Origin of the sequence: Streptococcus sp. HSISS2, from assembly GCF_000448665.1 — a bacterium.
GTDB classification, from domain to species: Bacteria; Bacillota; Bacilli; order Lactobacillales; family Streptococcaceae; genus Streptococcus; species Streptococcus raffinosi.
In genome coordinates, this window is sequence record NZ_CM002133.1 from 2,198,696 (window position 1) to 2,221,557 (window position 22,862).

The 22,862-nt window shown below is 37.0% G+C and carries 20 protein-coding genes and 3 pseudogenes; 1 reads left to right on the top strand and 22 read right to left on the bottom strand.

All coding sequences use genetic code 11. From position 1 onward, the window contains the following. Positions 1–398: 398 nt before the first annotated feature. The 20 genes and pseudogenes from tgt to rplK form a co-directional block, all read right to left on the bottom strand. On the bottom strand, positions 399–1,541 hold the full coding sequence (gene tgt, locus HSISS2_RS09610) for a tRNA guanosine(34) transglycosylase Tgt (RefSeq protein ID WP_002888730.1): 1,143 nt from the start codon (positions 1,539–1,541) through the stop codon (positions 399–401). Positions 1,542–1,739: 198 nt separating this feature from the next. Further along, positions 1,740–1,874: a 50S ribosomal protein L34 gene (rpmH, locus tag HSISS2_RS09615; protein ID WP_002885866.1), complete on the bottom strand. Its 135-nt coding sequence runs from the start codon at positions 1,872–1,874 to the stop codon at positions 1,740–1,742. Between the two features lie 221 nt (positions 1,875–2,095). Then, positions 2,096–2,658: pseudogene (locus HSISS2_RS09620) on the bottom strand (NAD(P)H-dependent oxidoreductase). Next, positions 2,655–3,251 carry a TetR/AcrR family transcriptional regulator gene (locus HSISS2_RS09625; protein ID WP_021146525.1) on the bottom strand — a complete coding sequence of 199 codons (597 nt, stop codon included), beginning with the start codon at positions 3,249–3,251 and terminating at the stop codon, positions 2,655–2,657. The pseudogene HSISS2_RS09620 and the gene HSISS2_RS09625 overlap by 4 nt, the downstream one beginning before the upstream one ends. A gap of 133 nt (positions 3,252–3,384) precedes the next feature. Then, complete coding sequence (jag, locus tag HSISS2_RS09630) at positions 3,385–4,431, bottom strand: RNA-binding cell elongation regulator Jag/EloR (protein WP_021146526.1); 1,047 nt, start codon at positions 4,429–4,431, stop codon at positions 3,385–3,387. Between the two features lie 11 nt (positions 4,432–4,442). Then, the gene (locus tag HSISS2_RS09635; RefSeq protein WP_002888724.1) at positions 4,443–5,249 is read right to left on the bottom strand and encodes a YidC/Oxa1 family membrane protein insertase; all 807 of its coding nucleotides are present in this window, start codon (positions 5,247–5,249) and stop codon (positions 4,443–4,445) included. Between the two features lie 111 nt (positions 5,250–5,360). Further along, on the bottom strand, positions 5,361–5,696 hold the full coding sequence (gene rnpA, locus HSISS2_RS09640) for a ribonuclease P protein component (RefSeq protein WP_021146527.1): 336 nt from the start codon (positions 5,694–5,696) through the stop codon (positions 5,361–5,363). Between the two features lie 84 nt (positions 5,697–5,780). Continuing rightward, positions 5,781–7,166, bottom strand: a complete 1,386-nt coding sequence (gene argH / locus HSISS2_RS09645) for an argininosuccinate lyase (protein WP_021146528.1) — start codon at positions 7,164–7,166, stop codon at positions 5,781–5,783. Positions 7,167–7,494: 328 nt separating this feature from the next. Next, positions 7,495–8,693 (bottom strand): annotated as a pseudogene (locus HSISS2_RS09650) (argininosuccinate synthase). A gap of 942 nt (positions 8,694–9,635) precedes the next feature. Beyond that, on the bottom strand, positions 9,636–10,379 hold the full coding sequence (locus tag HSISS2_RS09655) for a LytTR family DNA-binding domain-containing protein (RefSeq protein WP_008536189.1): 744 nt from the start codon (positions 10,377–10,379) through the stop codon (positions 9,636–9,638). 1 nt (position 10,380) lies between these two features. Beyond that, positions 10,381–11,694 carry a GHKL domain-containing protein gene (locus HSISS2_RS09660; protein ID WP_021146530.1) on the bottom strand — a complete coding sequence of 438 codons (1,314 nt, stop codon included), beginning with the start codon at positions 11,692–11,694 and terminating at the stop codon, positions 10,381–10,383. Positions 11,695–11,725: 31 nt separating this feature from the next. Then, positions 11,726–12,658 (bottom strand): hypothetical protein, encoded by a 933-nt coding sequence (locus tag HSISS2_RS09665; protein WP_021146531.1) that lies wholly within the window; start codon positions 12,656–12,658, stop codon positions 11,726–11,728. Between the two features lie 2 nt (positions 12,659–12,660). Next, entirely contained in the window at positions 12,661–12,996 is a 336-nt protein-coding gene (locus HSISS2_RS12060; protein ID WP_021146532.1) for a hypothetical protein, read from the bottom strand. 21 nt (positions 12,997–13,017) lie between these two features. Beyond that, positions 13,018–13,506, bottom strand: coding sequence for a hypothetical protein (locus HSISS2_RS12065; protein WP_021146533.1), 489 nt, complete (start codon positions 13,504–13,506; stop codon positions 13,018–13,020). 196 nt (positions 13,507–13,702) lie between these two features. Next, positions 13,703–13,906, bottom strand: coding sequence for a hypothetical protein (locus tag HSISS2_RS12070; protein ID WP_021146534.1), 204 nt, complete (start codon positions 13,904–13,906; stop codon positions 13,703–13,705). 58 nt (positions 13,907–13,964) lie between these two features. Then, entirely contained in the window at positions 13,965–15,272 is a 1,308-nt protein-coding gene (locus HSISS2_RS09675; RefSeq protein ID WP_021146535.1) for a GHKL domain-containing protein, read from the bottom strand. Between the two features lie 497 nt (positions 15,273–15,769). Further along, positions 15,770–17,224: a glutamate--tRNA ligase gene (gene gltX, locus HSISS2_RS09680; protein WP_008536178.1), complete on the bottom strand. Its 1,455-nt coding sequence runs from the start codon at positions 17,222–17,224 to the stop codon at positions 15,770–15,772. A gap of 235 nt (positions 17,225–17,459) precedes the next feature. Next, positions 17,460–19,430: a peptide ABC transporter substrate-binding protein gene (locus tag HSISS2_RS09685; protein WP_021146536.1), complete on the bottom strand. Its 1,971-nt coding sequence runs from the start codon at positions 19,428–19,430 to the stop codon at positions 17,460–17,462. 181 nt (positions 19,431–19,611) lie between these two features. After that, entirely contained in the window at positions 19,612–20,301 is a 690-nt protein-coding gene (rplA, locus tag HSISS2_RS09690) for a 50S ribosomal protein L1 (RefSeq protein WP_002888715.1), read from the bottom strand. Between the two features lie 98 nt (positions 20,302–20,399). Further along, positions 20,400–20,825, bottom strand: a complete 426-nt coding sequence (gene rplK / locus HSISS2_RS09695; protein ID WP_002885648.1) for a 50S ribosomal protein L11 — start codon at positions 20,823–20,825, stop codon at positions 20,400–20,402. A 171-nt stretch (positions 20,826–20,996) separates the two neighbouring features. Between rplK and HSISS2_RS11165 the strand changes: the two genes are divergently transcribed. Continuing rightward, positions 20,997–21,350 (top strand): DUF3397 domain-containing protein, encoded by a 354-nt coding sequence (locus HSISS2_RS11165; RefSeq protein ID WP_002888713.1) that lies wholly within the window; start codon positions 20,997–20,999, stop codon positions 21,348–21,350. 96 nt (positions 21,351–21,446) lie between these two features. Here the strand turns inward: HSISS2_RS11165 and HSISS2_RS09705 are convergent, their stop codons facing one another. Both HSISS2_RS09705 and HSISS2_RS09710 read right to left on the bottom strand, forming a co-directional pair. Next, positions 21,447–21,944: a carbonic anhydrase gene (locus HSISS2_RS09705; protein WP_021146537.1), complete on the bottom strand. Its 498-nt coding sequence runs from the start codon at positions 21,942–21,944 to the stop codon at positions 21,447–21,449. 149 nt (positions 21,945–22,093) lie between these two features. Continuing rightward, positions 22,094–22,788: pseudogene (locus HSISS2_RS09710) on the bottom strand (TIGR00266 family protein). Between the last annotated feature and the right edge of the window lie 74 nt (positions 22,789–22,862).

Below are 22,862 nucleotides of genomic sequence, written 5' to 3' on the forward strand. Positions count from 1 at the left end.
TAATAATCGTTCGAGCGTTAACTCATTTCCGTCTTCTGACGTTTTTTTCTTGTAAATTGACAGGTTATAATTTCTTCTATCATAACCCTGCACTTGGTTTCTTATTCAGTTCTCAAAGGTCTTTGTCTCTCTTAAGACAACTCCTATATTCTAGCAAATCTAGAATATCTTGTCAACACTTTTTGAAAAGTTTTTTCCAAACTTCCTCGTGTCTCTGCTTCATCCTCCGATGTAGCCTATTCATATTATCATCTCTTGCTTACCTTGTCAATAACTTTTTATCATTTTAAAGGGTATTTAAAAAACATTCAGTTTACACCTTCCTTAGCAGCTTCCTTATTTATTTTTATTAAATTAAATAAGAAAACAGTACATTGCTGTACTGTTAGATAGTAAATTTAAAAATTTCTATTATTTGCATTATAACCATATTTTTCAATGAAATCTTGACGAAACTCAAGTAAATTGTCATCAATAATAGCTTGACGTACTTTCGCCATCAAATTCACCAAGAAGTAGAGATTATGATAACTTGTCAAACGAATTCCAAATGTCTCATCTGCCTTCAGTAGGTGTCTCACATAAGCACGTGTATAGTTCTTACATGTGTAACAATCACACTCAGGATCTATAGGGCTAAAATCTTCTGCGTATGCCGCATTTTTAACTACAAGACGTCCTTGACTAGTCATACAAGTTCCGTTTCGAGCGATTCTTGTAGGAAGAACACAATCATACATATCAACACCACGGATTACACCATCAATCAAACTATCTGGTGCACCCACTCCCATGAGATAACGTGGTTTATTCTCAGGAAGTAAAGGTACAGTAAAGTCTAGAACTGCATTCATCTCTTCATGAGTTTCTCCTACTGCAAGACCACCAATAGAGTACCCTGGAAAATCCATGGAAACCAAATCATGCGCAGATTGTCTACGAAGGTCTTCGAAACCAGCTCCTTGTACAATACCAAAGAGTCCTTGATCATATGGACGGCGATGCGCCTTTAGTCCACGCTCTGCCCAACGACTTGTACGTTCAATTGATTTTTTAACATAATCGTATGGTTGGTAAAATTGAGGACATTCATCAAAGCTCATCATAATATCTGAGCCCAGATTATTTTGAATAGAGATGGCCTTCTCAGGAGATAGGAACATCTTACTTCCATTAAGGTGATTTTTAAATGTCACCCCTTCTTCTGAAATGTTTCGTTTTTCTGCTAGTGAATAAACTTGGAAACCACCACTATCTGTAAGAATAGCTTGGTCCCAATTCATAAATTTATGGAGTCCACCAGCTTTAGCAACCAGCTCATCACCAGGTCTGAGCCATAAATGATAGGTATTTGCTAAAATAATTCCTGAACCCATCTGTTTTAATTCTTCAGGAGATTGCGTTTTTACTGTAGCCTGAGTACCTACAGGCATAAACATCGGCGTTGGAAAAGATCCGTGTGGGGTGATAATCTCCCCTAGACGTGCCCCTGTGTGTTTTTCTTTCTTTATAAGACGATATTTAATAGGAAAATCAGTCATTTATACTCCTTACGTTAGGAAAAACAGTCCTAAGTATTATTTTGTAAGTGGTCATTATCCACAACCGCTTTAGTTTACCAAAATTTATAGGAATTGTCAGCTTCAATTTCTCAAAACGGCTATTCTAAAATCTAAAATATCTAAGCTTTAGGTAAACAAAAAGCAACAGTCTCGAGCACTGTTGCTTTCAATAATGTCTTAGGCTGAAAGAACTTTACGTCCTTTACGACGACGAGCTGCAAGAACACGACGTCCGTTTTTAGTTGACATACGGTGACGGAATCCGTGTTTACGTTGACGACGGATTTTACTTGGTTGATAAGTACGTTTCACGTTGAATACCTCCTGATAGATTTTCGTATTCGTTTAGCCGGCTATTTTTGATCAGATACTAAACATACCATACTATTTTATAGCAATAGCGTGTTCTTGTCAAGAAATACTTTAGACAATAATTTCATCATATCGTAAAAAACAAACACTAGAACTTAAAAGAGCGACCTAGTCATTTCTACCGGTGCTAAAAGTCTCGATGATGCCATTACTTCATTCATTTAAAGATTTTGAGTCAATTTTGCGATTTTTTGGAGTTGTTCCTTTCGCTCATGGTCCGTCATATACTCAACACGTGTAATCTGAGTGACTTTAACTGCTTTAAAACCACAAGGTTTTAGGATTTGAAATTTCAAAACTTTGGAGTAGTCTTGTGCAAAAGGAAGGAAAATCCTCGGTGTATTGTGTGTAGTGATAATCCAGGCCTTGCCAGCAAGCCTACCTTTCAAACCACGTGGGGTATATCATAAGCAAAACCAGCAACAAATACACGTTCAATAAATCCTTTTAAGATAGCTGGCATCCCACTCCACCAAGTTGGAAAAATAAAGATTAACTGATCTGCCCAAACTAACAAGTCTCGATAGTGTTTCATAGCTACATCATTCGCCAGGTCTCTTCTCCTATGTGTAGCATCAAAACGTAAAACAGGGTCGAACTGCCCTTTATACAAATCTAAAATCCTTAACTCATGTTTAGGCGATAAATTTTCTTTAACAGTCTCTAGTATAGAAGCATTGTAGCTCTTGTCGTTTGGATGTGCATAAATCATTAAGATCTTCATTGCTTAGCTCCTTTAATATAAATATCAAGCATAGTTCTTACAGTTTCTTGAACAGTAGTCTCTGTAAAATTATCAGCAATGGGACTTCTTGCTAGCATAGCCAAACCAGTGATAAAACTCCAAAAATGCATCAAAACTTCTGCATCACTACCTGAAAGTTTCTCCTTGTTTTTTAATTCCAGAGCTGTATTTTTAAAATATTCAAATCCTTGTAAGTGGGAATTGACAGAAATACTTTCTTGAGAAAATTCCATATAGTTAAAGGGAAACTTGATAAACAAGGCCTCAAAGATATTCGTTTCTTGTTGAGCAAATCTTACAAAGTTACAACCCATTAATACCAGTCGATTTCTTGCGTTGAGAGAAGATGCAATCCCTTGAGTCATATTTTTCAAAAAGATCTCCGATAAGTGCTCCAAAACAACTTTCATATAGGTATCTTTATTGTCAAAGTGCTTATAGGGAGCTCCATGAGTAACGCCACATTTTTGGGCAATTGTACGCATAGATAATTGGTCAATCCCCTTTATCCTTATTTCCTCAATTCCGGTTTTAATTAGCTTCTCCTTCAATTCAGCAGTATTACGTTTCATTTTCGACTCCTATTTACAATTAAGTAGACTCTGACTACTTTTTAACCAAAGTATACACTGTATACTTTGGTTTGTCAAAAAAAGCTAGCCTTTAAACCAGACTAGCTTCTATCAGTAATACATACTATTCTAATTATACTTTTGTTACAACCACGTATCGATTGGGATCGTCACCTTCTGAGTGACTTTCAACACCTTCAATTTGAGATATAGCCTTGTGGATAATTTTTCGTTCACTATTCGTCATCGGATCCATCACATACTCTCGACCTGTTTCTTTTACTTTAGCTGCTGTTTTTTCAGCTAAATCAATCAAAGTCTCCGTACGTTGCTCCAAATAGTCTCGAACATTAAGAACAACACTAAATCGTTTAGAATGATGGTCATGCAAATAATTTTGTGCCAAAAGTTGCAATGATTTAAGGACTTTACCGTGATAACCTATAACACGACCAGGTTGGTCCGTCTCAATCTGAATAATGATATTACGACGATTGTGACTGACCTCTAAACTAGCATCAACATCCATTTCATAGATGATTTTTTCAAGATAAGATAAAACGTCGTCCGCAGCCACTTGAACATCCTCTAAATTGTTTTCAGAAGTTTCTTCTGAACTAAACTCAGATGCTACAAAAGAGCTGAAATCATCTTCTGAAGTTTCTGTAGCTTGAATTTGAGTAACCGATTCCTGTTCAGATTCTAGAGAGGATACCACTGAATCCGATACACTTTCTTCTAATGACTGGCGCTTAATAGCTAGAGGAATAACTGTTGCCTTAGATGGCTCCTGTTTTTTCTCCGATGGCTTTTCATCAAAAATCTCTACAGGAGTTGCTTCCTCCTTAATTTCCTCTTCCATTTCCTTGCTATCCACAAGATCGGCAAGCCTTGTCACTTTACTGAAAGTATTCGTTTCTTCTGTCGGGCTTGTGATAGCCTTATTTTGATAATTGACACTATCGGCAAAATCTTTTACGGTATTATCTTGGTCTGCTTCATACGCTGATTGTTCATTTATTGGTTCAATGCTAACTCGAGCAGGTTTCTTTCCAAATCCTAGAAAGCCTTTTTTCTCACGAGAAATCACCTTGATGTGGGCCTTCATACGAGGTAACTTAAGAACTTTCAAACCTTTTTCAATAGCTTGTTCAACTGTTCGTCCAGAATAGACAACCATAAAAAGCCTCCTTACTTACGTTTGTGCGCCTTTTTCTTGGCACGACGAATCTTAGCTTTACGTTCTTTTTCTTCCGCTTCCAAACGATTACGTTCAGCAATAATTTTAAATGGATTATTGAAAACCAAAATCTGAACAACTTGGAAGGCATTTGAGACTGCCCAATAAAGTGCTACCCCTGAAGAAATCTGCGTTCCAAACCAGAAAATAAAGACTGGAAGCAAGATATTCATAACAAGTAACATCGAACTACGTTCTTTAGCTGCTTTATTCGTCAACCAAGTTGAAAGGAAGGTGAATGCAGCTGCCAAAATCGGAAGAATAAAGTAGGGGTCTTTCTGACCAAGGTCTACCCAGAGGAAGGTTCCTTCTCGTAACTCAGGTACACGTGTAAGTGCACCGTAAAGAGCCATCAAAATAGGAAACTGAATCAGGAGAGGAACGAAGCTGGCATAGGGATTAACACCATGCTCTTTGTAGAGTTCTTGCTGTGCATTAGCAAGAGCTTCACGATTTTCACTTCCTGGATACTCACCCTGCAATCGTCGTAACTCTGGCTGTAGTTCTTGCAATTCACGACTTGACTTAATTTGGCGATTATACAATGGAATCATAACCGCACGAATCAAAATCGTAAAGATAATAATCCCTAGTCCAATAGAGCCGCCAATTGAAAGTCCTTGAACAGCCTTACCAAACATTAGAATGAAGCGTTCCCAAAGTCCTGTAGACTGGCTTGTGACATCACTGCGTCCACAAGCTGATAAAGCCAAGAGAGCTCCTGCTCCTAAAACAAATAAATTAAGTTTTCTTTTCACTAAAAACTCCTTTTACATGACAAAGAATTGTCTTATCTCCGTCTACTAGGATGATAGCATCAACAAAAATTTGTCCTGATGAATCGTACCATGACGGTGAAAGATAATTTTCTAGTCCTTATATAACTTTGCTATTTTTAAGACATGAACGAGATTGCTGTAAATTTCTTGATAGCTTAAGTCCTCGACACCTTTACGAGCAATAACGACAAAATCTTGATGTGCTAATTGAGATGACATGTCCATTAGTGCATGTCGTAGACGACGTTTTACCCGATTTCGGGTAACTGCATTACCAAGACGCTTGCTAACTGACAAACCTACGCGATAATGGAGTAAATCACGATTCAGACAGTAGACAACAAATTTTCGGTTGGCAACACTGTGCCCTGCATCAAATAATGCTTTAAAGTCTTTCTCTTTCTTAATACGATAAGATTTTTTCAAAATACGACTCCAAACTCAAAATTAGTACTATTATACCATAAATAGCAAAAAAGCCCAAAACCTTATAGTTTGGGTCTTAGAGACTTATTTTTTAAGATTTAGCTGAGCTTCTTTGATTTGCCATTTAACTTGGTCGAAACCTGTTCCACCAAGAGAATGACGACGCTCAACAGCGGTATGAGACTTGAGTGTTTCATAGATATCTTCTTCAATTAAATCTGAGACTTCTTGATAACGTTCAAGAGGAACATCTTGGAGATAGTGTCCAGCTTTAGTACACTCAAGAACAAGTTTCCCTACAATCTCATGCGCCTCACGGAATGGAAGACCTTTAGCCGCAAGATAATCAGCCAACTCAGTAGCATTTGAAAAGTCTTTTTCTGTTGACTCTGCCATATGCTTATCGTTAACAGTCATAGTATTGAGCATACCTGCGAGAATATCAATGGCTACAGTAATCGTTTCTACTGTATCAAACATACCTTCCTTATCCTCTTGCAAGTCCTTATTATAGGCTAAAGGTAGTGACTTCATCACAGTCAATAATCCAATCAGATTACCGTAAACACGACCTGATTTCCCACGGATAAGCTCTGCCATGTCTGGATTTTTCTTTTGAGGCATAATGGAAGAGCCTGTAGAGAACGTATCTGAAAGAGTGACAAACTTGAATTCATTAGAACACCAGCTAATGATTTCTTCACAAATACGTGTCATATGCATCATGAGAATACTTGAATTTGATAAGAATTCTAAAATGAAATCACGATCAGAGACGGCATCTAGAGAATTACTATATGGTTTTGCAAATCCCATTAAGTCAGATGTCATCTTCCGATCAATAGGGAAAGTTGTACCTGCCAAAGCTGCGGCACCAAGAGGCGATACATCTGTATGTTTGATATTAAATTCAAAACGTTCAGCATCACGTGTAAACATGTTGTAATAAGCGATCAAGTGATGACCGAAAGAAATTGGTTGTGCATGTTGTAAGTGAGTATAGCCGGGCATAATCGTATAGATATGTTTATCTGCTAGATTCACTAGAGTATTTCGTAAGTTATCAAGTTTCTCAATAACTTCAAAGAGCTTGGCTTTAAGATACAGGTGCATATCCGTTGCAACTTGGTCGTTACGAGAACGTGCTGTATGAAGTTTCCCTGCTACGGGCCCAATCTTAGCCGTCAATAGACTTTCCATATTCATATGAATATCTTCATTGGAAACATCAAACTCTAGTTTACCAGCCTTGTACTCCTTAAGTAACTCTTCCAAGCCTTGTTTAATTTGTAAAGACTCCTCTTTGGTAATAATTCCTGTCTCACCCAGCATGGTTACGTGAGCAATGGAACCTTTAAGATCGAACTCAGCCATTTTTTGGTCAAAGGAAATTGAAGCACCAAATTCTTCGACCCATTTTTCAAGACTAGCTTCGAACCGACCGCCCCACAGTTTATGATTTTCTGCCATAGTTATATGTTAAAGATTTCCCCAAAGGATAGGATAATCTCTTGTCCTTTCTTAATGCTTATAAAAAGTAATGACCTCTCAGGCCACAATAATTCAAATGAAAAAAGCTAGATATTTCTTGTCTAGCTTAAGTTGTCTCTCTGGACACTTGTTTTCCTAAAACCCGATCTCAGTCGTGGCTTATTTAGGCTCGTAACGCCTCTCAGAACGCCTTAACGATTGTAATATAAGTTATAAGAAAAGAGTACCAGATGCGGATCTCTGTCCACTTTTATCTGATATGAAGAATTGTCCTTCTAACAACCCACTTTTCTTATGAAGTCTTTCATTATTTGTCAAATGGATGATTAACTTGAGAATTTACCTGTGTTGGAAGTCCCCAGAGTTTGATAAATCCAACAGCAGAATCTTGATCAAAACTATCCGCAGATGTGTAAGTAGCCAAGTTTTCATCATATAGTGAATTATCTGACTTACGAGCAACTACCTGAGCATGACCTTTGTAAAGTTTCACTTTAGCAGTACCATTAACTACTTTTTGTGTTTCTTTGATGTAAGCAATGATGGCTTGAGTTGCTGGGCTAAACCACAAAGCATTATAGATAAGATTTGACAATTCATTTTCAAGGATTGGTTTGAAGTGAGAAACTTCACGTACCAAAGTCAAGTCCTCAATCTCCTTATGGGCAGTCAAGAGAGCAATGGCACCTGGGCACTCGTAAATTTCACGTGATTTGATACCAACAAGACGGTTCTCAACGTGGTCGATACGTCCAACACCATGTTTACCAGCGATAACATTCATTTCTTGGATAAGGTCCGCCAATTTCATTTCTTTACCATTAAGGGCAACTGGTTTACCTTCCTTAAAGGTTACATCAACAAATTCAGCTTCGTCTGGGGCAGACTCTGGTGAGTTTGTAATTCCAAAGGCTTCTTCTGGAGCTTGATTCCAAGGATTTTCAAGAACACCACATTCATTAGCACGTCCCCAAAGGTTTTGGTCCACTGAATAAGGATTATCGAGATTTGCAGGAACTGGAACACCATTAGCCTTAGCATATTCAATCTCTTCCTCACGAGACCATTTCCAATCACGTACTGGCGCTACTACTTTAAGGCTTGGATCAAGAGCTGCAATGGCAACTTCAAAACGAACTTGGTCATTACCTTTACCAGTACAACCGTGAGCAATGGTTGTAGCACCAGTCTTATGAGCGATTTCAACTAATTTTTTAGAAATAATTGGACGACTGAGCGCTGAAACCAAAGGATATTTTTGCTCATAATAAGCATGCGCTTGAAGGGCTGGGAGTACGTAATCTTCTGCAAATTCATCTTTAACATCTAGGACGTAAGATTCTATAGCTCCAACTGTAAGAGCTTTATCATGGATAAATTCAAGATCCTTACCTTCACCGACATCCATACAAACAGCGACAACATCGTAATCTTTTTTAGCCAAGTAATAGCTACTGAGGTGTCAAGACCTCCGGAATAAGCAAGAATAACTTTCTCTTTTGACATAATATTTCTCTTTTCTTATATTTTCTTGTGGTTTCTATCTCTATCAACCTTACGAGATTTATTATATTGCATATTTATTCATTTGTCAACCATAATTTGTTATTTTTTTATATTTATTTTTATTTTTTTGCTTATTTTTATACTTTAAGCATATAAAATGTGTATTTATCAAATTTTATTCATTTATACACAATTACTTCTTAAAAAATAAAAAAACACTCTCAAATACTAGCTAGCTAGATCCAAAAGTGTTCTTAACTATTATTTCTTAAAATGCCGAAAGGCCTGTACAAAGTACAGACCTTTCGAACAACAGCATCATCGGTAGAGAACACAACAGCAATTTTAGATAGAATGAATGAGGGAAATTATTATGTTTAAGGGACTAACTTAAACCATACATTCTTCTTGCTCTCTAACCTTGATTACATTATAGCATGCAATCCTATAATGCATATCGCTATTTCCTAAAATGTCGGATTTCACTCATAGAATGTTATTTTTTATCCTAATCTGCAATAACTCCTTTAAAAACAAAAAATAGCTTGATTTCTCAAGCTTTTTAATGTCTATAAAAAAGATATGTAATTGGACGAGCGGCCAATAAAAAATGGGGATTAGGAAAAAGTTATATAAAAGTACATTATTTATTTTCATAAAGTGTATGTAGATTTCAATAAGATTGACGATGTCTCATTTCCGAATCACATATCTTGATTATATAATAACTCTTTTCAATTTAATTGTCTATACGATTTCATAGAATGTCGTTTTTTCATCCTGAACTGTATTTTTTAGACTTATTCTTAAAAATTTACAAAAATAACTCACTAAAAGACATCTATTTAGTATTTTTAGCAAAATGGATACATATATAGCAACTAACTATCAAAAATAATTGCGAGCAATATTAGGACTAAAAGACAGCTTTCATAGTCATCATTAATAGTCCTTAACTTCTGACCACTTCTTCAGTAAAGCTTTCATTTTTAGGCGAGAAACTGGGCAGGAATCACCATTTTCAAAATAAATCATCAACTGAGTCTTATCAATACGAGCAATATTATCCAAATTAACTAAAAAGGAACGGTGACACGAAAAGAGCTTTTTATTCGCAGAAGTGATATCTCCAAGGTTAGCATAAAACTCTAAGCGTTCTGTTTTAGTAATTAACATCACCTTATGAGGTGTCACAGCAGTTGCAAAATAATAAATATCTCGCATAGGAACCTGAATCCGAGACTGAGCCGTTTCAAATACAAAAATGTCACCATCATCCAACTCTCCAACTTTTTGATTCACAAAAGTTAGCGTTTGTTTCAATTGCTGCTTGAACTCCGCATTAGAAACAGTCTTATCAATAAAATCTAGTGCGGAAACCTTGTATTTAAAACTAATCGGGGCAAATTCCGAGTGAGTCGTTACAAATATAATAACCGCATTGGCATCTTGTTGACGAATTTCCGAAGCGACCTCAAGCCCCTTCTTTCGCTCACCATCAATATCAATATCTAAAAGAAAGACCTGATGATTACCTTTCTCGTTAATACTGGCTAATAATTTATGTGGTTTCGAAAAAACTTCTAGTTTTCGTACTGAGAACGTGCCCTCTGAAACCAATTCTCTGATGATATCACTAATGCGTGTTTGTTGCATTAAATCATCTTCTAAAATATATATATTCATATTAGGGTCTCATTTCTAGTATTTGCATCATTTTATGATTTTGACTACGGACAGATAGGGATGTGTTGGGGTAACGCTCCAAAATATCTTGAACAGCATTTACACCTATACCACCACTGTTAAGATTTTGAGAAGTCATCATTGAAAGAGGAGCTTGTTCATCTGATATCGCACTTTCAACAATAAAGCTCTGGCAATCTTCCTCATCAAAATAGGCTAAGCTAATAAAGCCATCATTAACTTTACGAGCACCATCAATAGCATTGTCCATGAGGTGACCCAAAATAACGGCTAAATCTAAGTCTGTTAGATAGCTGTGAACGACTGGGTCAGGAATTTCTGCATGAATATTAAGCCTATACATCTGGGCTTCATGATATTTTGATGAAAGCAAGCTGTGAATACTTGGATTCTGAATATTTTCTAAATCTGTGACCTGAGTTGAGAAGCTATATTGATCTCTATTCACATACAGGTCAACTAGATCTTTTTTGTAGGAGCGAATATCTCCAGTTCTTTCAATATCTCGCAGGTTATTTAGAAGGTAATTATAGTTTGAACGAACAAACATCAAATCCCTATATAAACCTTCTACCCTAGCATTTTCTCGTTTCAAATCATCAAGATAGTTAGCTTGCTTCATGGTCAAATCTTGCTCAATCTTTTCCTTAGCAAACTGGTTAACAGCTCCCAAAACGAAAAGAAGAAGGTAAAGATAACCCATTACCAGCGGTAGCCGCAAGTTACTTTCAAGGTGTAACTCTGGGAAATAAGAATCAAATGTTGATACCAAAAAGATAACCAAATAATAAATCAAAAGAAGCATGTTAACCAATCCCAGACGATTTTTCTTCTCTTGTTGGGTAGCTACCTTCAAGATATCTGTTAAATCAAGACGCAAAATGAAGTCTACAATTCTGACTGTCAACACGACAAAGGAAAGTGGTACCATAGACCACCAAATATTATTATTCAAAGTTGACGCCGCTACGCCAATTATCGGTGGAAAAAAGAAAGTAGCCAAGAAGCACCTTGCTAAATCGACTAGTACCACTGGATAGAAACCTAAAAAGAATTGCTCTACAGAAGTAACCGTCTTATTTAGTTGGTAACTAAACGTCAAAGTCACAATGGAGACTAAAGGAGGCACTACACCTAGATAGCGTCCAATAAGTTGTCCCCAAATACATAAGGCAACATCGAATAACAAATAGAGCACGCGATTTTTGAGATTAGTGTTTTGACCACCAATACGTAGATAGATATCCCAAATAATGACAAACATCAAAATTTGGAACACGATGTTACCTAGCATAGCTACTTCCGTCCTTTCTATCTTTATAGTCCTACCGTAACAATTTGATAGGTTTTAAATAATTCTTTTTGTTAGTTAAACCAATACCATTTGACCAGCAAAACTGCGCTAAATCACGACTAATCGCTAACCTACCATCAAGTTCTGGAGTAGCTTCCTGGTTAGTATTTTCAATAACAAAGCAGAGATTACCGTCCTCATTCTGTTGGATAAGGAAACCAATATCTGTCTCTGGCTCCTCCACACAAAGCTTTTCAGCCAGGTTAATACAGCGTTCCAAGACAGTAATAAGCACCGCAATATTTAAATGTTTAGGATAATCAACAACGTTGACATCTAACCGAACCATAATTCCCTTTTGCTCCAAAGGAATAATTTGGTTAACAATCCAACTCCTTAATTCTGGATAAGGAATTTCAAACAGAGGAGCTAATTTATCATTTAAATCCAAGTCATCCAATCTAAGATGATTCAAATGTTCATGATATACTGCTAAAACTTCTGATAGCTGATTCTTCGCAAGAGGTGTCTCGAGAGCTATCAAAAGATTCTCAAAATCTTGTTGAGTAGGTTTTACTTTTGTAAAAAGAGCCTCAATGTGTTGATTATACACTTTTAAGTTGTAAACATAAGTATCAACAGCTTCTTGGCTACGCTCCCTAACAAATTTATGTGAATAGCGGTTTAGCGTTGTCACCATTAAGAGATAGACCGCCATAGCAAAGAAAATAGGTTTTCCAACATTACCACCAGTTGACATCAGAAAAGTACTGCAAAAAATATACACTGCAAAGGTCAAATCAACTGCTATCAATAAACGTTCTCGACCACGTGAATAAATTAATTCCTTGACCTTATCAATATCTGAACTTGAAAGATAATTGATATAAAGGAAGAAGGGATAAATCATCACATAAGATAGTAATTCCAGTAAGAAGTTTTCTTGGATTTCACCCAAAGTCATATTTACAAACAGATTATTGAAAACATAGAAGGGTGTAAAGGTTGCAAATAAATCTGTAAAAATGACTGAGAAGGCTCCAAAAAAAGACTTGCCCATAATGTCAGGCGGTGTTTACGACGTTCCTTAAGAGCCAACCCTAGAAAAATAATCACTTGATAATAGAAGCCATCACCTTTACCAAGTGATACTATTATCCCTAAAAGACTTAAGAGAAGTACTTTCCAATAAGCTAGTGAGCTCCCTGTTAATTTTTTATAAATAAACCAGGTAATATGAAAACTAATGATCTGAATAAGACTATTTTCAAGAGTTACCATAGTCCAAAGCTGTAAGTTCATGATAATATTTCCTATTTATGATCAAGAGGCATTTTCGTCATCTTCTTCAATGAGTTCTTGTCCTGCCTTTTTCAGAATGTCCTGATAGGTTTGTTCTATCAAATTAAAATCTCCACTATCAATACTAGTCTGCATACTAATTAAGACATTCTCATAATCATGTTTGAAAGAACGCACACTTTTATATGCAGCCTCTATTTTTTGATTGTAGGCTTCCAAACTTCTTAAATGCTCCTCTTGTTCTCGAAGAATTTCGCTATCACGGACATCTTTACTATAGGAAACAAAACGAACTAAAATATACATATGTATAAGGAGCCCTACCCAAATATAAATCTGAGGATAGCCTGGAAGATAGGTTTGACTCAAAAGTAACGAGAATATCTCTTGCTTAAAAAGAATAAGAAGATAACTGATAATTAAAATCATATCTACTTGCAGAAGCATACTCTTGTACTTATCTTGCAACCCTTCAAAGGGTTTCTCAAAAAAGCGGTCTAAACCAAACATTTTCTGCAATCCTAGAAAGAATGGAAGAACCACACTATCCACAGCTAAAATTCCCAGGTTATTTGGAACTAAGTCGATTGGCTTATTAAAGAAAACGCGAAAAAGGTAAAAACTGAAGAAGCTAGTAACTAAAGTCCAGAATACAGGAGCAAAGAAAGCACAAAAATACTTTTCTTCTCTTGACGCTTGAGGCTTTTCAAGAAAATAAAACTAGGAGATAAATGGCATCTGGAATATCAATTTGCCATAATATTTTTGCTAGCCACTTAACAACAGCTACCACTACTACATAAGGAATATAACGATAATTAAAAACATCTAGATAAGCTAGTCTAGCTGAAATCACTAGATGCGAAACGACAACAACCAAAGCAATAAGGCCATCAATCGCGAGTTGCATGTGCTATTTCCCCTTTCTATTTCCCCGTATCTTATCCTTAAAAATTCACTCTGTCCTATCAGTTATCTCGGAAAGACAGAACTTGTGTGAAATGATAATCACAACTCCGAGTTTCAAGATTTACTTTTGGATAGCGATTAAGTATCTCTGCTACTTTAGACAGACCAAGACCGCGACCTTCGCCTTTACTAGAAACTCCTTCATCAAATATTCTGGACACAGGAATACGTTCCTCCCTCGTCGTATTGTCAATAACTAAGGTAAGGTAGTCCTGATTTTTAAAGAAAGATACTGTTAACGTTGGATCTTCAGATTTCACTGTAGCTTCTATAGCATTATTCAAGAACACAGAAGAAATCACGACCAAATCTAGAGCCTCAATTTGCGTAGATGATATGACATCTGGTAACTCTAAATTGACCTTTATTCCTAGGTTCTCAGCTTCAAGCACTTTTGCAGAGAAAAGACTCTTTAGAGAGGTAATTTCCAAATTGATTAAACGTGACAATTCATAATTTGACAACGTTAAACTATTCCCAGATTTTTCTAGAAGCTCCGCATATTCCTGCTTCAGAGCAGGTAAATCTCGGCGTTGAATACTATCTTCCATATTCTTAAGCCCTTCCAAATAATCCTTCTTAACCTGAGAAATATCATTATAGAGTTTTTCTAAACGGTGGCTATATTCTTCTAAACTTTCTTCATGCCTAATCATCTCTTCAGCCAATTGGTCCTTTACTCTCCTCTTAGAATATATATTGAGCTGAGCAAATAGTAAAATAAAGAGAATTGAATAAACAACTGTAATGCTACCTGCTAAATAAATAAAGAGTCCCATATAAGGAAAAACATTACTCGCATAGAAAATAACTAGAGATAAGATAATATATGCTAAAGTCACCCCAACCAACAGACGTTCCCTAACTTGGTAAGTGTGGTTATTCCCCATAATATCAAGAGCACTGAAGTCAATAAAGAAGACCTTGACAATCAAATGGAAGATTGGATACACCAAAAGATAAGATAGAGCAATAAGTACTGGGGTATCTTTTACTTGTAAATAATTAATTTGAAAAATCCATGGGAAGAAGTAAAGTTGAAGTAATTTAGAAGTTACCTCAACAAAGACCCACGGCAAAAAGGTGAAAAGAAATGAATTCTTTTCACGACTTGATGTTTTATTTAAGAATAGATGACAAAATAAGAGTGCTAAAAGTGAACCTGTGATGCCTCCTACAAATAGAGAGAGCAAGAGACTACCAATGATAAAATAGACTTTACTCTTCCACGTTTTGAGCAGGTCCGACATGTCATGGCTAACAATTAAAATAGCCAATAGACGTAGAACTGTAAATAGGACAATCATCTCTATGCTCCCCCCTTTCCTTTCAAAAATCAACCTACTTTATTGTAACATAAATATATAATTTAGCGTTACTCCTATTAGAAAAACTAAAAATATAAAACGCATTTCCCAAGTTAAGAGCTTTCAAAAGTTTCTCCACCTCTTAGAACCTTTCCCCTACTATACAGCCCAAGCACACATTAAAAAGAGCTTAGAAAAACTAAAGCTCTTTAACCGACTTTTTGACTTTTTTATGGATACATACCAATAACATAGTAAAAATACCAATTAAATCTTCTCATAACGTCCGCTCCCTTCTTGTTTTCTTATTTATCTATTATAAAACTAATTTACGTTTTTGAAAATGATAAATAGATTATTATATACATCATTGTTACATTAAAGTGTCAGCTCTTCCAGAAAGCTCTAATACCAACTAGATATATAATCTAGTAAGTGGCTCCTCAAATGGCTCGGTTTATCTACATTATAAAACCCAACAGATGTTGGGTTCGTTTTTATAGCGTCTCAAGAACTTGATTAATATGTTTAATTGATTTTTCACGACCAAGCAAGAAAATAGTATCTGGCAATTCTGGACCGTGCATTTCTCCTGAAACAGCAATACGGATTGGCATGAAGAGGTTTTTCCCTTTAATTCCTGTTTCTTTTTGAACAGCCTTAATTTGTGGGAAAATATTCTCAGTGACAAATTCATCATCTGACATTGCTTCAAGTTTCGCTTTAAAGGCTTTAAGCACTGTTGGCACTGTTTCACCAGCCATAAATTCTTTTTCAGCTTCTGTTAATTCTGGGAAATCTTCAAAGAAGAGATCCGTAAGAGGAACAATTTCTTCTGCAGCTGTCATTTGTGGCTTGTAGAGTTCCACTAATTTTTCAGCCTTGTCTGTCAAACGGCCAGCTTTTTCCAAGAAAGGCTTACAAAGAGCAAAGACCTTGTCGAAATCTGCATTCTTAATGTAGTCATTACTCATCCAATCTAATTTCTTTTGGTCGAAGGCTGCTGGAGATTTACTGAGACGATTTTCATCAAAGAGTTTAATCAGCTCTTCACGAGAAAAGATTTCGTCTTCTCCACCAGGATTCCAACCAAGAAGAGCAATGAAGTTAAAGACTGCTTCTGGAAGGTAACCTTTTTTACGATAGTCCTCAATAAATTGAAGCGTGTTTGTATCACGTTTAGACAACTTCTTACCTGTTTCAGAATTGATGATAAGGGTCATGTGTCCAAACTCAGGAGCTTCCCAACCAAGAGCTTCATAAACCATAAGTTGTTTTGGTGTATTAGCAATGTGGTCATCTCCACGGATAACATGAGAAATTTGCATATCGTGGTCATCAATAACTACCGCAAAGTTGTAAGTTGGGTAACCATCTTTCTTCTGGATAACCCAATCACCACCGATATTACCACCTTCAAATTCGATATCTCCTTTAACGATATCATGCCATTTATAAATTCCTGACTCATTAACAGCCAAACGAACTGTTGGAACGATACCTGCCGCTTCACGTTCGGCGATGTAGGCAGCTTTTTCTTCTTCAGTCATGCCAAGAAATTCATTGATATAACGAGGTGTTTCACCAGCAGCTTCTTGACGTTCACGCTCTGCTGCCAATTCTTCTTCAGTCACATATGACTTGTAAGCCTTACCTTCTGCCAAGAGCTGATCAATATATTTTTGATAAAGTGGCAAACGCTCTGATTGACGGTAATTTTCATGTGTCTCTGGACTTTCATCCCAGTCAATTCCCAACCAACGCAAGTTATCAAGTTGAGAACGTTCACCATCTTCAACGTGACGTTTACGGTCAGTATCTTCAATACGGATAATGAAAGTACCGCCATGATGACGAGCATAGAGGTAATTAAACAATGCTGTACGGGCATTACCAATGTGTAAAAGTCCTGTTGGACTTGGTGCGTAACGAACACGAATATCTTTAGCCAAGATAAGTCTCCTTTTTATGTTTCATTCTTCAGTCTTTGGATACTTCATTAGATTAGAATCTATCTCAAGAGGCGACTCTAAGATTTCAAGTATCAGCAGGCAACTCAACCTTTTTTTACTTCACAATAAAGGTTTATAAGCGAGTACCAATCCTTCTTATTATATCACAATCTAGAGATGGTTCGAGAAATTTTATCAAAAAAACGACCACCTATAGGAAGTCGTTTTGTATAGATTACTTAATGTGTTTTTCAAAATCTTTCTGAGCCTTGTCGTTAGATTTCGCTTTTTCTTTCAGCCAATCTTTGTAGGCCGAATCATATTGCTTCTTAGTAACAATATTATCTTGAGATTGGAGATACTTGAAGTAGTAAGTCGAACCTTTATCACCTGCTTGAGCATAAGCTCCAGAGAATGGTTTGATACGTGAAATCACAGCTGCAGCCCCATTATAAGTAGTTGTTGGGATATACAGCGAACTATCTGTCAACCATGCTTGAGCTTTGGCATATTTTTCATAACGAGCTGTTAAATTGGTTGTTTCTTTAGAAGCATCGTCAACGAGCTGATCGTATTCTTTAAGACCTACTTTTTCAGCTGCTGGGCTATTAGGATTATCATATCCCATAAAGGACTTCGTATTCTCGCTATTAGTAGTCTTCAAGACATCAAGGTAAGTAGATGGATCTAGATAGTCTGGTTCCCAGGCAACACCAACTGATAAATCCCAATCTTCTGCTGCTGCATTTGCCGCAGAATAAGTGATATTGTAGAAATCATCAGATGACATTTGGTGGAGATCAAGTACAACATTATCTTTTCCTAGAGCAGATTCAACAGATTCTTTAAGCGATTGTACTTGATTCACATAAATCTTATTTGTCTGATTAACAGGAACATCCAAATGAATAGGGAACTGTACCCCTTCTGCTTGAAGAGCTGCTTTAGCTTTAGCAAACTCAGCTTTAGCCTTTTCTGGGTTGTAAAGTCCGTCTTGACTATCGGCAAGATTCACGCCTGCCCACTCATCACCAAAGGCTGGAAGTTGTTCCATCACCATAGCTCCAAAGTTTTTGCCATCTGCCTGTACAAAATCAGGTTTGACAAAGATATTACGGACAGCTGTTTTTCCTGCCTCTTTACCATTCAATTGAGCTGCATAATTCGTACGATTAATGGCAAAACTCAACGATTGACGGAAATCTTTGTTAAGAAGAGCTGCTTTCGTTGATGACTTTTGTTGATCATTTTCTTTAGAAGTATGACCATAAGTTTGACGATCAATGTTAATACCAACACCTTCTACAGCGGCACCAGGTTGTGTGTAGTAGATGTCATCTTTATACTGTTTGGCAACTTTAGAATAATTCGAACTTGTTGGGAATAGACGTGCTAGGTTGTAGACACCATCCGTAAAATTACGTTCCAAAGATTCTTGGTCTGTCCCATCATCGTAAGTTAACTTAACATTGTCAAAGTGGACATTGTCCTTATCCCAATAATTTTCGTTCTTAACAAACTCAATTGAGGATTTAGTTGTCAGTGATTTAAGAAGGAATGGTCCATTATAAAGAATAGAAGTTGGATCTGTTGATTTACCAAAGTCTTTCCCTTTAGATTTCAAAAAATCTGCGTTAACAGGCCAAGTCACTGAATAAGTCAACTTGGAATTCCAATAAGGCTCTGGTTCACTAAGAGTATATTGCAAGGTATGATCATCAATAGCCTTAATCCCTACATCTGCAAAGTTTTTATTATCTCCTGAAACATAGTCATTCAAGCCTTTAACAGAGTTTTGCAACAAGTAAATAGCCTCAGATTTTGTATCAGCAGCATGTTTAAGCCCAGTCACAAAGTCCTTGGCTGTCACATCAGCGTATACTTCACCATCTGAAGTGTACCATTTAACACCCTTACGAATCTTATAAGTATAGGTTAAACCATCTTGGGAAACAGACCAACTTTCAGCTACGGATGGCTTAAGGTTCCCATATTGATCATTCTCGAACAAACCATCAACGCCATTACTAACAGCTGTAGTCATATTTTTCTTATTTGTAGAAACATAATCTAGGGTTGCAGGATCACCACCATAAACATAATTATAAGTCTTCCCAGATGTCTTACTTGATGACGAACAAGCTGCTAAAACACCCACAGATAGCAGACCTACGGCCGCCAGCAAAAATACCTTACTCTTTTTCATGCATCGTCTCCTTAAATTTGCAATGTCATAAGTTTAAACATTCAATAATGATGTGTATACGCTTAAATTATACCATAAGTTCGGAAAATTAAAACTACTTTCTGAATATTTTTTATTTTCTGTTCATACATCTCACTTCAGGCAACAAAAAACCTATCCGAAGATAGGTTCCTTACTACTCTTACAATGAGTTTGGATCAACTTTGATACCAGCACCTTGTGTAGTAGTGATTGAAAGGTTTGTAATGTAAGCACCTTTCGCTGTAGCTGGTTTAGCTTTTTGGATAGCATCGTTAAATGCTTTAAAGTTTTCAACCAATTTTTCAGCTTCAAATGAAACTTTACCAATGATAGCTTGTACGTTACCTGCTTTGTCAGCACGGTAAGTGATTTTACCACCTTTAGACTCTTCAACTGCTTTAGCAACATCCATAGTTACTGTACCAGTCTTAGGGTTTGGCATCAAGTTACGTGGGCCAAGGACACGTCCAAGACGACCAACGATTGCCATCATATCTGGTGTAGCAACAACAACGTCAAAGTCAAGCCATCCACCGTTGATTTTAGCAACGAGTTCGTCTTCACCAACGAAGTCAGCACCTGCTGCTTTAGCTTCTTCAGCTTTAGCACCACGAGCAAATACAAGAACGCGTTGAGTTTTACCAGTACCGTTTGGCAATACCATTGCGCCACGGATTTGTTGGTCAGCTTTCTTAACGTCAATGTTAAGGTTGTATGATACTTCAACAGTAGCATCGAATTTTGCGAAGTTAGTTTCTTGTGCAAGAGCTACAGCTTCTTCTACGCTGTAAGCTTTTGTGCTGTCGATTTTCTCAAGAGCAGCACGCATTTGTTTGCTTTTTTTAGCCATTTAATTATTTCTCCTTGTGTAATGTGGTCATAACGACTTTCATCTTCCACGTCACTCAGCGAAGTGAGACGACGTCTGTGGTTTTCTTGTTAACTGAATTAGTCAGTAACAGTGAATCCCATTGAACGTGCAGTACCTTCGATCATACGCATAGCTGATTCGATGTTTGCAGCGTTCAAGTCAGGCATTTTAGTTTCAGCAATTTCTTGTACTTGTGCACGAGTTACTGAAGCAACTTTAACTGAGTTTGGAGTACCTGAACCTTTTTCAACACCTGCAGCTTTTTTCAAAAGAACAGCAGCTGGTGGTGTTTTAGTGATGAAATCAAATGATTTATCTTCATACACAGAGATAACAACTGGGATGATCATACCAGCTTGGTCAGCTGTACGAGCGTTAAACTCTTTAGTGAATCCCATGATGTTGATTCCGGCTTGACCAAGAGCTGGTCCAACTGGTGGAGCTGGAGTCGCTTTACCAGCAGGAATCTGAAGTTTTACGATGTTTTCGACTTTTTTAGCCATTTTGTAATTTCCTCCTATTGTGGTTTTGGCGGTAAGTAAGTTTTGTTACCTCCCACAAGTATGTTTTTACATACCTTATCTATTATACAGAAATTCCTTTTAGATGCAAGAAATTCTTATTAAGTTTAGGAAAAAATTTACATAAAGCCCTTTTCGAGGTAAAATAGATTTATGATTCTATATAAATTCTTTGCCATAGCATTTTTGATTTTAACACCTATCTTTGCTTTTATTATCCATCGCTTCTTCAGTTTAAAATACCTTGGGCTGAATTTTGCTGATTTAACCTTTCCGCTATACTTTATTGAAGTAGTTGCCGTATCAGCACGTTTCTTTACCCATAGTTTTCTGCCATACATCACGATCTTGCTATCCTTGGCAGCTATCATTATCACAATTCAGATGTTAAGAAAGACACAATCCTTTAAATTTAAACGGTTCTTTAAATTATTCTGGCGCATCAGTTTCTTCATCACCAGTCTCTTCTATTTAGGGACTGTCATTCTTATTTTTATCGTCACTTAGACAATGAGACAGACTCAGTACATTATTTCAGTGTGCTGAGTTTTTTTGCGTTGAATCATAAAAAGCAGGCATTCGTGCCTGCTTAACTATTCAGTATTAAGGATTTACTTGGGCCATTCGTCCAGTATCAACATCATAAACTGCACCGGAAATAACGACATCTTCAGGAATAAGCGGTGACTGACGTAAAATAGCCATATCTTCACGAACACTCTCTTCAACATCAGTGAATGGAAGAAAGTCTTTATCAGACACGTCAACACCTAGCTCTTTATTGAGGTAAGCTGTAAATTCATCATTCTTAAAGGTCTGAGCACCACAATCTGTATGGTGGAGAACCACTATTTCACGCGTTCCCATCTGTTGTTCAGAAATAACTAAGGAACGAATCATGTCTTCTGTCACACGCCCACCTGCATTACGTAGAATATGGGCGTCACCAAGAGCTAATCCCAAGGCTTGAGCAACGTGAAGGCGAGAATCCATACAGGTCACAATAGCAACCTTTGTCTTTGGTTTCAAGGGAAGATGGCCTGTCCCATGCAAATCAACATAGGCATTATTGGCATTGAGAAAGTTTTTAAAATAAGACATAGTAACTCACTTTCTAGTGGACAAATTAGGATAAACATTAAATTATCTAGGTTATATCTTACCACCTTTTAAAAACCTTGTCAGTTAAATGAATTGCTGAAAAGAAAAACAAGAGTATCACAAAGGTCAGGATACTCTCGCTATTACTATTATGATCGTTTTGGTAAGTAGCGATTAAGAAGGCCTGCAAAGGTCTGAAGATTGAGACTCTGAACATAAATCTCGCCTGTCCCTCTAAAGGTATTAACAACCCCTTCTCCTGTTCCGATAGACTGCCAGAAACCATTTTCCAAATGAATATTGTAATCCAGAGACTGACTCCAAGCAACAACATGGGCATTGTCAATGGTCACTTCTTGATTGTTTAGCTCAATTTTTTGATGGAACCGTAAGCATTGGCCAAAAGGGTACCTTGACCTTGTGTCGTCATCACAAAGAAGCCACCTTGACCACCAAAAAGAGCCTTACCAACAGACTGGTATTCCATTGTATAGTAGGCCGTGCCATCAAGTGCTAGAAAGGCACCATCATTAAGTCGGTACTGCTTTTCACCCAGATACAAAGGAATCACCTGACCTGGGGAATCAGGTGCCAAAGCCAAATAACCATTATTGGACTGAGCAACAACCTGAGTAATAAAGCTACTTTCACCCGAAACCATTGAACGCCCAACCGCTTTCACAAGGCGACCCAACCCTGAGCCACTAGCATTTAATCTAGTACTCAGGGTTACATTAGGTGTGTGGTATACCATACTGCCACGTTGGATAAAAACCGTTTCACCTTGATTAAGAGTTAGCTCTACCAGTGGGAATTGCATATTGCTGTCTGTGAAAAATTGCATCATAAATACCTCCCTATTCTTAAGAAAAGTATAGCATTGAACAGATATTTTTGCAAGCGCTTACAATATATCGC